The sequence below is a fragment of the Micromonospora sp. CNZ285 genome (assembly GCF_004637285.1).
Genome location: NZ_SPQD01000001.1, coordinates 768,301 through 782,500, shown reverse-complemented (window position 1 = coordinate 782,500; position 14,200 = coordinate 768,301). Strand labels below are relative to the sequence as shown.

At 73.4% G+C, this 14,200-nt stretch carries 13 protein-coding genes; 9 read left to right on the top strand and 4 right to left on the bottom strand.

The features are described 5' to 3' along the window. Positions 1–181: 181 nt before the first annotated feature. Positions 182–1,465, bottom strand: coding sequence for a tyrosine--tRNA ligase (tyrS, locus tag CLT75_RS03640; RefSeq protein ID WP_135243893.1), 1,284 nt, complete (start codon positions 1,463–1,465; stop codon positions 182–184). Between the two features lie 101 nt (positions 1,466–1,566). Here tyrS and CLT75_RS03635 point away from each other — a divergent pair, with 101 nt between their 5' ends. From CLT75_RS03635 to CLT75_RS03620, 4 genes are all read left to right on the top strand, one after another. After that, positions 1,567–1,956 carry a PaaI family thioesterase gene (locus CLT75_RS03635; protein WP_030502439.1) on the top strand — a complete coding sequence of 130 codons (390 nt, stop codon included), beginning with the start codon at positions 1,567–1,569 and terminating at the stop codon, positions 1,954–1,956. An 86-nt stretch (positions 1,957–2,042) separates the two neighbouring features. Further along, the gene (locus tag CLT75_RS03630; RefSeq protein ID WP_135239472.1) at positions 2,043–3,269 is read left to right on the top strand and encodes a divalent metal cation transporter; all 1,227 of its coding nucleotides are present in this window, start codon (positions 2,043–2,045) and stop codon (positions 3,267–3,269) included. Next, the gene (locus tag CLT75_RS03625; RefSeq protein WP_135239471.1) at positions 3,266–3,646 is read left to right on the top strand and encodes a hypothetical protein; all 381 of its coding nucleotides are present in this window, start codon (positions 3,266–3,268) and stop codon (positions 3,644–3,646) included. The genes CLT75_RS03630 and CLT75_RS03625 overlap by 4 nt, the downstream gene beginning before the upstream one ends. Next, positions 3,633–3,950, top strand: a complete 318-nt coding sequence (locus CLT75_RS03620) for a PRC-barrel domain containing protein (RefSeq protein ID WP_135239470.1) — start codon at positions 3,633–3,635, stop codon at positions 3,948–3,950. Before CLT75_RS03625 ends, CLT75_RS03620 begins: the two co-directional genes overlap by 14 nt. A gap of 79 nt (positions 3,951–4,029) precedes the next feature. Here the strand turns inward: CLT75_RS03620 and CLT75_RS03615 are convergent, their stop codons facing one another. The 3 genes from CLT75_RS03615 to CLT75_RS03605 form a co-directional block, all read right to left on the bottom strand. Beyond that, positions 4,030–5,400 carry a hemolysin family protein gene (locus CLT75_RS03615; protein ID WP_135239469.1) on the bottom strand — a complete coding sequence of 457 codons (1,371 nt, stop codon included), beginning with the start codon at positions 5,398–5,400 and terminating at the stop codon, positions 4,030–4,032. Between the two features lie 145 nt (positions 5,401–5,545). Further along, the gene (locus CLT75_RS03610; RefSeq protein ID WP_135239468.1) at positions 5,546–6,172 is read right to left on the bottom strand and encodes a hypothetical protein; all 627 of its coding nucleotides are present in this window, start codon (positions 6,170–6,172) and stop codon (positions 5,546–5,548) included. 10 nt (positions 6,173–6,182) lie between these two features. After that, positions 6,183–6,686, bottom strand: coding sequence for a GNAT family N-acetyltransferase (locus CLT75_RS03605; protein WP_135239467.1), 504 nt, complete (start codon positions 6,684–6,686; stop codon positions 6,183–6,185). 133 nt (positions 6,687–6,819) lie between these two features. Here CLT75_RS03605 and ppdK point away from each other — a divergent pair, with 133 nt between their 5' ends. The 5 genes from ppdK to pflA all read left to right on the top strand — a co-directional run bounded on the left by ppdK (position 6,820) and on the right by pflA (position 14,198). Further along, positions 6,820–9,480: a pyruvate, phosphate dikinase gene (gene ppdK / locus CLT75_RS03600; protein ID WP_135239466.1), complete on the top strand. Its 2,661-nt coding sequence runs from the start codon at positions 6,820–6,822 to the stop codon at positions 9,478–9,480. A 12-nt stretch (positions 9,481–9,492) separates the two neighbouring features. After that, complete coding sequence (locus CLT75_RS03595) at positions 9,493–9,936, top strand: hypothetical protein (RefSeq protein ID WP_135239465.1); 444 nt, start codon at positions 9,493–9,495, stop codon at positions 9,934–9,936. Positions 9,937–10,095: 159 nt separating this feature from the next. Continuing rightward, a complete protein-coding gene (gene adhP, locus CLT75_RS03590) occupies positions 10,096–11,106 on the top strand; it encodes an alcohol dehydrogenase AdhP (RefSeq protein ID WP_135239464.1) in 1,011 nt (336 codons plus the stop codon). Positions 11,107–11,172: 66 nt separating this feature from the next. Beyond that, the gene (gene pflB, locus CLT75_RS03585) at positions 11,173–13,416 is read left to right on the top strand and encodes a formate C-acetyltransferase (protein ID WP_135239463.1); all 2,244 of its coding nucleotides are present in this window, start codon (positions 11,173–11,175) and stop codon (positions 13,414–13,416) included. Continuing rightward, complete coding sequence (gene pflA / locus CLT75_RS03580; protein WP_135239462.1) at positions 13,413–14,198, top strand: pyruvate formate-lyase-activating protein; 786 nt, start codon at positions 13,413–13,415, stop codon at positions 14,196–14,198. Before pflB ends, pflA begins: the two co-directional genes overlap by 4 nt. The last annotated feature ends 2 nt before the right edge of the window (positions 14,199–14,200 follow it).

Genomic DNA, 14,200 nt, shown 5'->3' with positions numbered 1-14,200 from the left:
TCGCCAAATCCGCCTCCCGGCGAATCCGGGGCACCACCCGGTTCTCAGGTCCTGCGCTCCGGCCTTCCAGGTCTTTCGCCCTGTTTCGTCCGTTCCGCGCTGGCAGAGAGAAAGTTACGCGCCCAGCGGAGTGATCGTCAAATCCGCTGGGCGCGTCCCGCGTCACACAGTCGACAGGCGGCTATCCGCGCAGCTCGACGCCCGCGAACGAGCGCTTGCCCCGGCGCAGCACGAGGTACCGGCCGTGCAGCAGGTCGCCCGCCGACACGGTGGCGTCCACCTCGGAGATACGCGTGTTGTTGACGTACGCGCCACCCTCGGCGATCACCCGCCGTGCCTCCTTCATGCTCGACACCAGGCCCGACTCCTTGAGCAGGCCGGCCACGTCCGGCAGCTCGTCGAGGTGCACCAGGCCGGCCTCGGTCAGCGCGGCGCGCAGCGTCTCCGGGGCCAGCTCGTCGAGCGAGCCGCGCCCGAACAGCGCCTGGCTCGCGGCGACCGCCTGGGCCATCTCCCGCTCGCCGTGCACCAGCGTGGTCAGCTCCTCGGCGAGCGCCCGCTGGGCCAGGCGCGCCTGCGGGCGCTCCGCTGTCGCCTTCTCCAGCTCCTCCAGCTCCTCACGGGAGCGGAAGCTGAAGTACCGCAGGTAGCGGCTGACGTCGCGGTCGTCGGCGTTGACCCAGAACTGGTAGAACGCGTACGGGCTGGTCATCTGCGGGTCGAGCCAGACCGTGCCGGTCTCGCTCTTGCCGAACTTCGTGCCGTCGGCCTTGGTGACCAGCGGCGTGGTGAACGCCTCCACCGGCCCGGCGCCGCGCCGCCGGATGTAGTCCACCCCGGCGGTGATGTTGCCCCACTGATCGGAGCCGCCGTACTGGAGCCGGCAGCCGTGCCGGCGGTGCAGCTCGAAGTAGTCGTTGGCCTGGAGGAGCTGGTAGCTGAACTCGGTGTAGCTGATGCCCGTCTCCAGCCGCGCCTTGACCACCTCGCGGGCGAGCATCTTGTTCACCGGGAAGTGCTTGCCGACGTCCCGGAGGAACTCGACCACCGACATCTCGCCGGTCCAGTCCAGGTTGTTGACCAGTTGCGCCGCGTTCTCCCCGGTGTACGTGACGAACGGCGAGAGCTGCTCGCGGATGCGCTCCACCCAGCCGGCGATCACCTCGGGTGGGTTCAGCGTCCGCTCCGCGCTCTCCTTCGGGTCGCCGATCTGCCCGGTGGCGCCACCGACGAGCAGCAGCGGCCGGTGCCCGGCCTGCTGGAGCCGGCGGGCCATGACGACCTGCATCAGGTTGCCGATGTGCAGGCTCGGCGCGGTGGGATCGAAGCCCACGTAGAAGGTGGTGCTCCCGCCGTCGAGCAGCTCGCGCAGTTCGTCGAGGCCGGTCGAGTCCTGGATCAGGCCCCGCCACAGCAGGTCGTCGGTCAGGGAGTCCCGCCCCTGCGGGAGGTTGCTGTCGGTCACGGTCACCGATTCTCCCCCATGACCGGGCCCGGCCCGTACCGGGTTTGCCGAGGTGCGGCCGACTAGGCTGGCGGCGCCGTCGAACGCGAGGAGGAACCGCGGTGGACATGCCGAACCTGACCGGTGGCTTCGTGGCCCTGCTGGGCCTGACGTTCGACGAGGTCAGCGGGGACCGGGTGGTGATCCGCTGGAAGGTGCGCCCGGAGCTGCACCAGCCGTACGGGATCCAGCACGGCGGGGTCTACTGCTCGGTGGTGGAGACGGCGGCCAGCATCGGCGGCGCGCTCTGGCTGGGCGACAAGGGCAACGTCGTCGGGGTGTCGAACCAGACCGACTTCCTGCGCGCGGTGCGTGACGGCGAGCTGACCGCTGTCGGCACGCCGGTGCACCGGGGCCGCAGCCAGCAGCTCTGGCTCGTGGAGATCACCGACGCCGACAGCCGGTTGGTGGCGCGCGGTCAGGTGCGGCTGCAGAACCTCACCGCCGCCTGACAGCCGCGGGCTGGCCGATTCAGCCCGAAAAGGGGCACTGACGCCGATATCGTCGCCTCGGTGAGATCGTCCGCTCCCGACCCGACGTGAGGAAGCTGTTCGCCGCCACGCTCGGCGTGCTGTCGGCAGTCGGCGGTTTCGTCGACATCGGTGACCTGGTGGCGGCCAGTCAGGCCGGCGCGCTGTTCGGCATGGCCCACACCTGGGTGCTGCTGGTCGGCGTGGTCGGCATCTGCGCGTACGCGGAGATGGCCGGCCGGATCGCAGCGGTGAGCGGACGGGCGGTGTTCGACCTGGTCCGGGAGCGGCTCGGGCCACGCGTTGCGCTGCTCAACCTGGTCGCGTCGTGGCTCGTCACTGTGGTCACGCTCGCCGCGGAGCTGGGCGGGGTGGCGCTGGCGCTGCAACTGGCGACCCGGCTGAGCCACCTGTTCTGGGTGCCGCTCGCGGCACTGGCGGTCTGGCTGGTGCTGTGGCGGCTGCGGTTCGAGCTGATGGAGCGGATCTTCGGGCTGGCCGGGCTGGCGCTGCTGGTGTTCGCTGTCGCGCTGGTGGCGCTGCCGACCGACTGGCCGGCACTCGGGCAGGGCGTGTGGCAGGTCAGCGCGTCCGGGCACGGCTGGCCGCTGTACTGGTTCGTGGCGGTGGCGTTGTTCGCCTCGACGGTGAGCCCGTACGAGGTGTTCTTCTTCTCCTCCGGCGGCGTGGAGGAGCGGTGGAGCGCGGCGGACCTGGCGCGGGCCCGCTCGAACGTGCTGATCGGCTTCCCGGTGGGCGGGTTCCTGGCGTTGTCGCTGGTTGCCGTGGCGACGGTGGCCTACCACCCGTCCGAGGCGACGTTGAGCACTCTCGACGAGGTGGCGCGGCCGGTGGCGACGGCGCTCGGCGGCGCCGGCCTGGCCGCCGCGGTGCTGGCGTTCTTCGCGGTGACGTTCGGGGCGGCGCTGGAGACCGGGCTGTCGGCGGCGTACGCGGCGGCGCAGTACTTCGGGTGGCAGTGGGGCAAGCGGGTCCGCCCCCGGGAGGCGGCCCGGTTCCACAGCGTGCTGCTCGTCGGTCTGCTGCTCGGTGTGGTGATGCTGATGACGACGGTGGACCCGGTGCGGCTCACCGAGTACATGCTGGTGCTGAGCGCGGTGGTGCTGCCGCTGACGTACCTGCCGATCCTGGTGGTCGCCAACGACCGCGGGTACCTCGGCGACCGGGTCAACGGGCGGTGGATGAACCTGCTCGGCGCGGTGTTCCTGCTGCTCATCGTCGCGGCCTCGGTGGCGGCGATCCCACTGGCGATCATGACGGGGATGGGGCCATGAGGGTTCAGCTCGCCAAGCGGCTGCTCGACCGGCAGATCGTCGACGTGGACGGGCGGCTGGTCGGGCGGGTCGACGACATCGCGTTCGCCGTCGACGACGAGGGCTACCCGTACGTGGACTGCCTGCTCACCGGGCAGGGCGCGCTCGGGCAGCGGATCGGCGGGCGGGTCGGGCGGCTGCTGGTGGCGGTGGCGGACCGGTTCACCGACGACCCGCCGGTGCCGCCGTTGCGCGTACCGCTGTCGCAGGTCGCCCGCGTGGACAGCGCGGTGCGGCTGCGCTGCCCGGCGGCGGACCTGCCGCCGTCGCCGGTGGAGGCGTGGCTGCGCCGGCACCTGATCGAACGCATTCCGGGGTCCGGCCGTGCGAGCGGGTGAGCTGCTCGGCCGCACCGCGTACGACCTGCACGGGCGGCGGCTGGGCCGGGTGGTGGACGTGGTGGTGCGGGGCGGGTGGCCGCCGGACCGGCTGCGGATCACCGACGTGATCGTCGCCGGGCACTGGTGGACCCGGGTGATCAGCAGGCTGATCGGCCCCGAGCTGCACCCGTCCGGGCCGTGGCTGCTGCGGGTGGTGGCCCGGCTGGTCGGGCGGAGCACCCGTCAGCTGCCCGCCGACGCGGTGCAGCTGATTCCGCCGGTGCCCGGTTTCCCGTTCGGCCCGCCGGCCGCAGGCCGCTGAACCGGGCGGCGGACGCCGGGGCGCCAGGCAGGCGCGCCAGGCAGCTCCGGACGCCGGTGAGGCGACTGCCCGGCGCCGGTCAGCGGCGGGCGTCGTCGAGTTCGGGGGCGTCGGCCGGATCGGCCGCGTCGTCGCCCGGGCTGCCGGTCGCCGCGTCGTCGTCCGCCGAGTGCTCGCCGTGGCCGCGGCGGCGCACGTGCACCTCGGTGATGGCCCGCTGGTCGACGCCGGCCACCGACAGCTCCCAGCCGTCCACGGTCACCTGCTCCCCCGCCACCGTCGGGATGTGCCCGAGGCAGATCAGCACCAGCCCGGCGACAGTCGTGTAGTCGCCGGCGGGCCGGTTCGGCAGCTCCACGCCGAGGTCGGTCAGGTCGTGCACCGGGAACGTGCCGGGCAGCACCAGCGTGCCGTCGGCCTCGGTGCGCACGGCGCGCAGGTCCCGGTCGGTCTCGTCGTAGATCTCGCCGACGATCTCCTCCAGGATGTCCTCCAGCGTCACGATCCCGTCGACCGCGCCGCGCTCGTCGACCACGAGCGCGATGTGCTGGCGCTCGGCCTTGAACTGGCGCAGCGCGTCGACCACCGGCAGCGAGTCGGGCAGCAGCATCGGCGGGCGGGCGATCTCGTCGACCGGCCGGTCGTCGGAGACGCCGACCAGGTCCCGCAGGTGGATCACGCCCACCGCCTCGTCCAGGCCGCCGTGGCGCACCACCGGCGCCCGGGAATGGCCGGTCGCCGCCAGGACGAGCCGGGCGGCCTCCGCCGTGGTGCCGCTGTCGAGCGTGAAGACCTGCAACCGGGGTACGAGCACAGCCCGCAACTGCCGGTCGGCGATCTCCACCGCGCCGGCGATGATCGTTCGCTGTTCCTTGGTGAAGCCGTGGTTGCCGGCCACGATGTCGCGCAGCTCGTCCGGGCCGATCTCGTCCGGCTCGGCCTTCGGGTCCAGGCCGAACAGGCGTACCACCAGGTCGGTGGTCGCGCCCAGCAGCCAGACGGCGGGCCGGGTGATGCTGGACAGCACGTCCAGCGGGCGGGCCACCAGCAGCGCCCACCGCTCGGCCGACTGCATGGCGATCCGCTTCGGAGCCAGCTCACCGAAGACGAGCGTGACGAACGTGAGCACCAGCGTGACCGCGACGATGGCGACGGTCTCGGCGGCGTTGCCGAAGACGCCCAGCAGCGGGACGAGCGGCTTGGCCAGGGAGACCGCCGCGGCGGCGGAGGCGAGGAAGCCGGCGAGTGTGATGCCGATCTGGATCGTGGCCAGGAACCGGTTCGGGTCCTTCGCGAGACGGGCGAGGGTGCGCCCGCCGCGGCTGCTGCGCTCCAGCCGCTGCACCTGGCTGTCGCGCAGGGAGACCAGGGCCATCTCGCTGCCGGCGAACACCGCGTTGAGGATCACCAGCACACCGACCAGGGCAAGCTGGCTCCAGTAGCTCTGCACGACCGGTTATCTCCCTCGGCCCGATCCGGGTCGGCCGATGGCCGACTCGCCGGCCGGTAGATCCGGTCGGCGTGGCCCCTGTGTTGCCCCGCGGGCCCGCCGCCGAATCATGACCGGCCCCGGGCGTCGCCCGCCGGAGCCCGGTTCAGGCCGGTACGGGCAGGTCGAGCACGTACGCGCCGCCCTCGGGGCGGAACCCGAGCCGGTGGTAGTAGGGGGCGATCATGCCGGGCGGGCTGACCACCCGGCGGAAACCCCGGTCGGTGAACAGGCGGCTGCGCCGGTAGACGAACTCACCCGGGGTGAAGTCGCGGAACGGCGGGGTCACGTAGTCCAGGTCGACCTGGGCCACACCGCCCGGTTCGGCGTGCGAGAGCATCACGCCGACCACCTCGTCGGCGCGTACCACAAGGAACGCCGAGCGGTCGGCGGCGGCCGGGTCCCAGTGGAAGCCGGGGTTGAACCGGGCGATGTCGGCGGCGTGCACCCGCAGCGTGTGCGCCAGGAAGGCGTCGCCGGTGCCCACCTCGACCACCTGGTAGGTCTGCTCGTCGTGCCGGGTGGCCAGCAATTTGCGCAGGTACCACACGTTGATCACGGCGAGGACCACGTTCAGCCCCACCATCGGCCAGACCTGCACCGCGGTGTTGTAGCCGATCAGGATGAGGCAGCCGACGAGGTTGAGCGCGCGCAGCCGCAGGATCCGGGTCTGCAGCAGGGACCAGACCAGCAGCGCGGAGCCGGCCCAGCCGGTGAGTTCCAGCCAGTTCACCCCGGGGAGACTAGCGGTCTGCCTGGTCAGACCCCTCGGCGGGCAGCTCCAGCACGTACTCCTCGACCTCGGTGCCGCGCGACGGGGCGTACCCGGAGTCCTCGCCGACCACGACGAAGCCGCACTTGCGCAGCACCGCGAGCGAGGCGGCGTTGTCCTTCGCGGCGCGGGCGTGCAGCGGCCGGTGCGGCACCTCGCGCAGCAGCGCGCGCAGCGCGGCGGTGGCGTGGCCCCGCCCCCAGTGCGCCGCGTCGATCCAGTAGCTGACCTCGGTCTGCTCGCCGACCGGGAACGCGGCGACCCGCCCGACCAACCGGCCGTCGACGGTGACGGCGCGGTTGACGATCCGCTCGTCGGCGCGGATGCGCGCCCAGTGCGCGTCGAACGCGGCCCGGTCGGACGGGTCCTTCGGGCCGAACGCGGCCATCCAGTTCGCCTGCGGGTCCTGCTCGTGGGCGAAGAAGGCGGGCAGGTCGTCGTCGCGCACCGGGCGGAGCAGCACCTCGTTCGTCACGGCCGGAACGATACGGGCACCCACCGACACTCTCGGGACCTCCGGCCCGGTGTGTGTCCCGTCCGGCCCTGCCGCGCCGCCGCCCGGCCCGGTTACCAAGGAGGTGGAACGACGCAGTCGAGGAGGCCGGACCATGTCGAAGTACGTCTACGACTTCATCGAGGGTGACCGCAGCCGGGCCGACCTGCTCGGCGGCAAGGGCGCGAACCTCGCCGAGATGACCCGGCTCGGGTTGCCGGTGCCGCCCGGGTTCACCGTCACCACCGACGCGTGCCGGGCGTACCTGGCCACCGGCGCGCCGCCGGACGGCCTGTACGAGGAGATCAACGCGCACCTGCGGGAGGTGGAGGCGCGGCTGGACCGGTGGCTGGGCGACCCGCGTGACCCGCTGCTGCTGGCGGTGCGTTCCGGCGGGCGGTACTCGATGCCGGGGATGATGGAGACGATCCTCGACATCGGGCTCAACGACACCACCGTGGCCGGGCTGGCCGCCCGCACCGGTGACGAGCGGTTCGCCTGGGACTCGTACCGGCGGCTGATCCAGATGTTCGGCCGGACCGTGCACGGCATCCCGGCCGACGAGTTCGAGCACGAGCTGGCCGCGCTGCGGGCCACCGCCGGGCCGGACGGTCCGGGCGCCGGGCAGTTGCGCGACCTGGTCGAGACGTACAAGAAGATCTTCGTCCGGCACGTCGGGCACGACTTCCCGCAGGCCCCGCACGAGCAGCTGTTCCTGGCCGTGCGCGCGGTGTTCGAGTCCTGGCACTCGGAGCGGGCCCGGATCTACCGGCGGCAGGAGCGCATCCCGGACGACCTGGGCACCGCCGTCAACGTGATGGCGATGGTGTTCGGCAACCTCGGCCCGGACTCCGGCACCGGTGTGGCGTTCACCCGCGACCCGGCCACCGGCGCCCCCGGCGTGTACGGCGACTACCTGACCGACGCGCAGGGCGAGGACGTGGTGGCGGGCATCCGCAACACGGTGCCGCTGACCGACCTGGAGCGGCTGGACCCGGCGAGCTTCCACCGGCTGCGGGAGATCATGGCGACGCTGGAGCGGCACTACCGCGACCTGTGCGACGTCGAGTTCACCATCGAGCGCGGCCGGCTGTGGATGCTGCAGACCCGGGTCGGCAAGCGCACCGCGGCGGCGGCGTTCGTGATCGCCGCGCAACTGGCCGAGGAGGGCCTGATCACGGCCGACGAGGCGCTCACCCGGGTCAGCGGGGCGCAGCTCGCCCAGCTGATGTTCCCGGCCTTCGACGCCGCCGGCGCGCCCGAGCCGCTCGCGGTCGGCGTCGGCGCCTCGCCCGGCGCCGCGGTCGGCCGGGTGGTCTTCGACTCCGCCGCCGCGGCGGCGGCCGACGGACCGGTGATCCTGGTCCGGCCGGAGACCAACCCGGACGACCTGCCCGGCATGATCGCCGCGGCCGGGGTGCTCACCTCGCGCGGCGGGAAGACCTCGCACGCCGCCGTGGTGGCCCGGGGCATGGGCCGGACCTGCGTGTGCGGCGCCGAGGCGCTGGTCATCGACGTCGAGCGCGGCGAGTTCACGGTGGGCGAGCAGGTGGTGCGCGCCGGCGACGTGATCTCGATCGACGGCACCAGCGGACGGATCTGGCTCGGCGAGGTGCCGGTGCAGCCGTCGCCGGTGGCCCGGTACCTGACCGGCGAGCTGCGGCCGGAGGCCGACCCGCTGGTCGCCGCCGTGCACCGGCTGCTCGGCCACGCCGACGCGGTCCGCACGCTCGGCGTCCGTGCCAACGCGGACACCCCGGACGACGCCCGCCGGGCCCGCGAGCTGGGCGCCGCCGGGATCGGGCTGTGCCGCACCGAGCACATGTTCCTCGGCGAGCGCCGGGAACTGGTCGAGCGGCTGATCCTGGCCGACGGCCCGGCCGAGGTCGGCGCCGCGCTGGACGAGCTGCTGCCGTTGCAGCGGGCCGACTTCCTCGGGCTGCTCACCGCTATGGACGGGCTGCCGGTCACCGTCCGGCTGCTCGACCCGCCGCTGCACGAGTTCCTGCCTCCGCTCGCCGAGCTGACCGCCCGGGTGGCGGGCGCGCAGGCACGCGGCGAGGAACCGGGCCACGACGGCGTGCTGCTGACGGCGGTGCGCCGGATGCACGAGACGAACCCGATGCTGGGGCTGCGGGGCGTACGGCTCGGACTGGTGGTGCCGGGCCTGTTCGCGATGCAGGTGCGGGCGCTGGCCGAGGCGGCCGCGCAGCGGGTCCGGGCCGGCGGTGACCCACGCCCGGAGATCATGGTGCCGCTGGTCGGTGACGTGCGGGAACTCGCCGCGGTGGCGGACGAGGCACGGCGGGTGCTGGCCGAGGTGCCCGACGCACCGGACATCCCGGTCGGCACCATGATCGAAACGCCCCGGGCGGCGCTGACCGCCGGGGACATCGCCGCCGAGGCGCACTTCTTCTCCTTCGGCACCAACGACCTGACGCAGATGACCTGGGCGTTCTCCCGGGACGACGTGGAGGGCGCATTCTTCTCCACGTACCTGGAACGGGGGATCTTCCCGGTGTCGCCGTTCGAGAGCATCGACGCCACCGGCGTGGGCCGGCTGGTCCGCCTCGCCGTCGCCGAGGGGCGGGCGGCCCGGCCGGACCTGACCATCGGCGTCTGCGGTGAGCACGGCGGCGATCCGGACTCGATCGGGTTCTTCGCCGACGCCGGGCTCGACTACGTCTCCTGCTCGCCGTACCGGGTGCCGGTGGCGCGGCTGGCCGCCGGCCGGGCCGCCGTCGAGGCCCGCACCGAGAAGTCCGACTCCCGCTAGGAGGGCAGCACCATGACCGCCATCTTCAACCCGACCGGACCGGCTGTCACGCCGCTCCCCCGGCCCGCGCCGCGGCAGGCCGCGACGCCCGTCCCCGCCCCGGCCGGGCCGGTCGGCCCGGTGCTGGAGCTGCCCGGGGACGCCGCGCTGGTGCCGGTGAACCGCGACGGCCGCCCGGTCGGCGTGTTCGTCGCGGCCGGCGGCCGGGTCCGCTACCGCCGCGTGGTCGAACCCGACCAGTTGGTCGCCGCCGCCACCGGCGCGTTCGCGGTGGCCGCGCTCACCGCCGCCGTGGCGGTCTGGTCGCGGCGCCGCCCGCCGTCGGTCGGCACCGTCACCATGGGGCCGGGCGGATGGGTCAGCCTGCGCGGCGTGCCGGCGCCTCGGCTGCGCCCGGACCACAGGCCCTGGTGGGCGCGCCTGCTGCGGGCCCGCCGCCTGGTCGTCGACCGCTGAGCACCCCAGGGGTACGGCCGCCGGTACGTCACCGGCGGCCGTACCGCCGTTCCGGTCCGGGAGGGGCCGTTGGTCCCGGGTCACCGCGGTCCTGCGCCCCTGCCCGGATTCTCGCGGGTGGACGACGCTGAGGGGGAGAACGAGAGAGGGAGGCCCCCGATGCGCGCCAGTGTCGTCACCGCGTTCGACCGTCCGATGGAGATCACCGAGCGTCCCGTGCCGGAGGTCGGCCCGGGCGAGATCCTGGTCCGCATCGAAGCCAGCGGACTCTGCCACACCGACATCCACGCCGCCCGCGGCGAGTGGCCGGTGAAGCCCACCCCGCCGTTCGTCCCCGGTCACGAGGGCGTCGGCCTGGTCGAGCGGGTCGGCCCCGGCGTCACCGAGCACGCCGTCGGCGACCGCGTCGCGTTGCCCTGGCTGGGCTGGGCCTGCGGCACCTGCAAGTACTGCGTGACCGGCTGGGAGACGCTGTGCGAGTCGCAGCGCAACACCGGCTACAGCATCGACGGCGCGCACGCCGAGTACGCGGTCGCCGCCGCCCGGTACGCGGTACGCGTGCCCGACGGCGTGGACCCGTTCGAGGCCGCGCCGCTGACCTGCGCGGGCGTCACCACGTACAAGGCCGTCAAGGTCGCCGGGGTGCGGCCGGGCGAGCGGGTCGCGATCTTCGGCATCGGCGGCCTGGGGCACCTCGCCCAGCAGTACGCGCAGATCTTCGGCGCCGAGACGGTCGCGGTGGACGTGACCGCCGAGAAGCTGGAACTGGCCACCTCGCTCGGCGCCGCGCACACGGTCGACGCCGCCACCACCGACCCGGTCGAGCGGATCACCGCGCTGGGCGGCGTGGACGTGGCGATCGTGCTCGCCGCGAGCCCTCGCGTGATCGAGCAGGCGCACCGCTCGCTGCGCCGCGGCGGCCGGCTGGTGCTGGTGTCGCTGCCCGCCGACAACGCGATCACCCTGCCCGTCTTCGAGACGGTGCTCAAGGGCATCACGGTGCTCGGCTCGATCGTCGGCACCCGCGCCGACCTGGCCGAGGTCTTCGCGCTGCACGCCGCCGGCCGTACCCGGGTCGTCTACGAGACCCGCAAGCTGGACGACATCAACGACGCGGTGGACGACGTCCTCGCCGGCCGGGTCGCCGGCCGGGTCGTGCTCCAGCCCTGACCCCCGCCCCCGGTCCCCGCACCCGGCGGGGACCGGGCCACCGCCGACGCCCGGAGAGGGACCGACATGACCGCCACCGCACCCCTTGCCCCCTGGCGCGGATTCCACGCCGGAGCGTGGCAGGAGACGATCGACGTGGCCGACTTCGTCCGCCACAACCACGAGCCGTACACCGGGGACGCGTCGTTCCTCGCCGGGCCGACGCCGCGCACGCTCGCTGTGTGGGACCGGCTGCGGGAGATGTTCGGCGAGGAGCGGCGGCGCGGCGTGTACGACGTCGACGCGGCCACCCCGTCCACGATCACCTCGCACGCGCCCGGCTACATCGACCGGGAGCGGGAGCTGATCGTCGGGTTGCAGACCGACGCGCCGCTGCGGCGGGCGATCATGCCGGCCGGCGGGCTGCGGATGGTGGAGACCGCGCTGCGCGCGTACGGGCGCGAACCGGACCCGCGCGTGCACGAGATCTTCACCCGGTACCGCCGCACCCACAACGACGCGGTCTTCGACGCGTACCCGGCGGACGTGCTGGCCGCGCGGCGCTCGCACGTGATCACCGGGCTGCCCGACGCGTACGGGCGCGGGCGGATCATCGGCGACTACCGCCGGGTGGCGCTGTACGGCGTGGACCGGCTGGTCGAGGAGCGCCGTGCGCTCAAGGCGGCGCTGGACGGCCGGCGCAGCACAGACGACGTGATCCGCGACCGGGAGGAACTGGCCGAGCAGATCCGCGCGCTCGGTGAGCTGAGGGAGATGGCCGCCTCGTACGGCTTCGACATCTCCCGCCCGGCCGCCACCGGCGCGCAGGCGATCCAGTGGCTCTACTTCGCCTACCTGGCCGCCACGAAGGAGCAGAACGGCGCCGCGATGTCGCTCGGCCGCACGGCCGGGTTCGTCGACGCCTACCTGCGGCGGGACATCGCCGAGGGGCGGCTGGACGAGAGCGGCGCGCAGGAGCTGATCGACGACTTCGTGATCAAGCTGCGGATCATTCGCTTCCTGCGCACCCCCGAGTACGACCAGCTGTTCTCCGGCGACCCGACCTGGGTCACCGAGTCGCTCGGCGGGATGGGCGTGGACGGCCGGCCGCTGGTCACCCGCACCGCGTTCCGCTACCTCCAGACGCTCTACAACCTCGGTCCGGCGCCCGAGCCGAACCTGACTGTGCTCTGGTCGCCGCGGCTGCCCGAGGGGTTCAAGCGGTTCTGCGCCCAGGTGTCGCTGGACACCAGCGCCATCCAGTACGAGAACGACGAGCTGATCCGCCCGGCGTACGACGACGACACCGCTATCGCCTGCTGCGTGTCGGCCATGCGGGTCGGCCGGGACATGCAGTTCTTCGGCGCCCGGGCGAACCTGGCGAAGGCGCTGCTGTACGCGATCAACGGCGGCCGGGACGAGCTGACCGGCACGCAGGTGGCCCCGCCGGCCGCGCCGGTGGGCGGCGAGACGCTCGACTACGACGAGGTGCTGGCCGCGTACGACCGGACGCTGGACTGGCTGGCGCAGACGTACGTGGACGCGCTGAACGTGATCCACCACCAGCACGACAGGTACGCGTACGAGCGCCTCGAGATGGCGCTGCACGACCACCCGGTGCGCCGGTTCATGGCCACCGGCATCGCCGGCCTGTCGGTCGCCGTGGACAGCCTGTCGGCCATCCGGTACGGCCGGGTGAAGGTGCTGCGCGACGCCACCGGCCTGGCCGTCGACTTCGCGGTCGAGGGCGAGTTCCCGACGTACGGCAACGACGACGACCGGGCCGACGAGATCGCGGTGTGGCTGGTCGAGACGTTCGCGGAGAAGCTGCGCCGGCAGCGCACGTACCGCGACGCGGAGCTGACCATGTCGGTGCTCACCATCACCTCGAACGTGGTGTACGGCAAGCACACCGGCAACACGCCGGACGGCCGGCGCGCCGGTGAGCCGTTCGCGCCGGGGGCGAACCCGATGAACGGGCGGGACACGCACGGCCTGGTCGCGTCGGCGCTGTCGGTGGCGAAGCTGCCGTACGACGCGGCCCGCGACGGCATCTCGCTGACCGGCACCGTGACGCCGGACGGCCTGGGCCACACCCGCGACGAGCGGATCGCGAACCTGGCCGGGGTGCTCGACGGCTACGCCGACGCCGGTGGGTTCCACCTCAACGTCAACGTGCTGGACCGGGCGACGCTGCTGGACGCGATGGCGCACCCGGAGCGGTACCCGCAGCTCACCGTCCGGGTCTCCGGGTACGCGGTGAACTTCGTCCGGCTCACGCCGGAACAGCAGCGCGACGTGGTGTCGCGGACCTTCCACGGGTCGCTGTGAACGGCCGCCTGCCCGCGCCGCCGGAGGTGACTCCGGCGGCGCCGGGTGCCGTCTCCGGTGCGGTGCACTCGTGGGACACCTCGGTCGGGGTGGACGGTCCGGGCACCCGGTTCGTGGTCTTCCTGGCCGGCTGCCCGCTGCGCTGCCGCTACTGCCACAGCCCGGACACCTGGTACGGCCGCAGTGGCCGCCGCCGCACCGTGGACGAGATGGTCACGCTCGCCACCCGCTACCGCCGGTTCATCCAGGTGGCGGGCGGTGGCGTCACGGTCAGCGGCGGGGAGCCGCTGCTGCAACCGGCGTTCACTCGGGAACTGCTACGCCGCTGCCACGACGACCTCGGCCTGCACACCGCGCTGGACACCTCCGGCTTCCTCGGCGTCCGCGCCGACGACGCGCTGCTGGACGCCACCGACCTGGTGCTGCTCGACGTCAAGGCGGGCAACCCGCAGACGTACCGCCGGGTCACCGGAACCGGCCGGCTCGCGCCGACGCTGCGCTTCGCGCAACGGCTGGCCGACCGGGGTACGCCGATCTGGATCCGGTACGTGCTGGTGCCCGGCCTGACCGACGCGGCCGACGAGGTGGAGCGGGTGGCCGACGTGGCCGCCGGGCTGGCCACGGTGCAGCGCGTCGAGGTGCTGCCGTTCCACCGGCTCGGCGCGCACAAGTACGCCGAGCTGGGGCTGACGTTCCCGCTGGCGGACACCGAGCCGCCGGATGCCGGCCTGCTGACCCGGGTACGCGGCCAGTTCGCCACCCGCGGTCTCACCGTCACCTGACC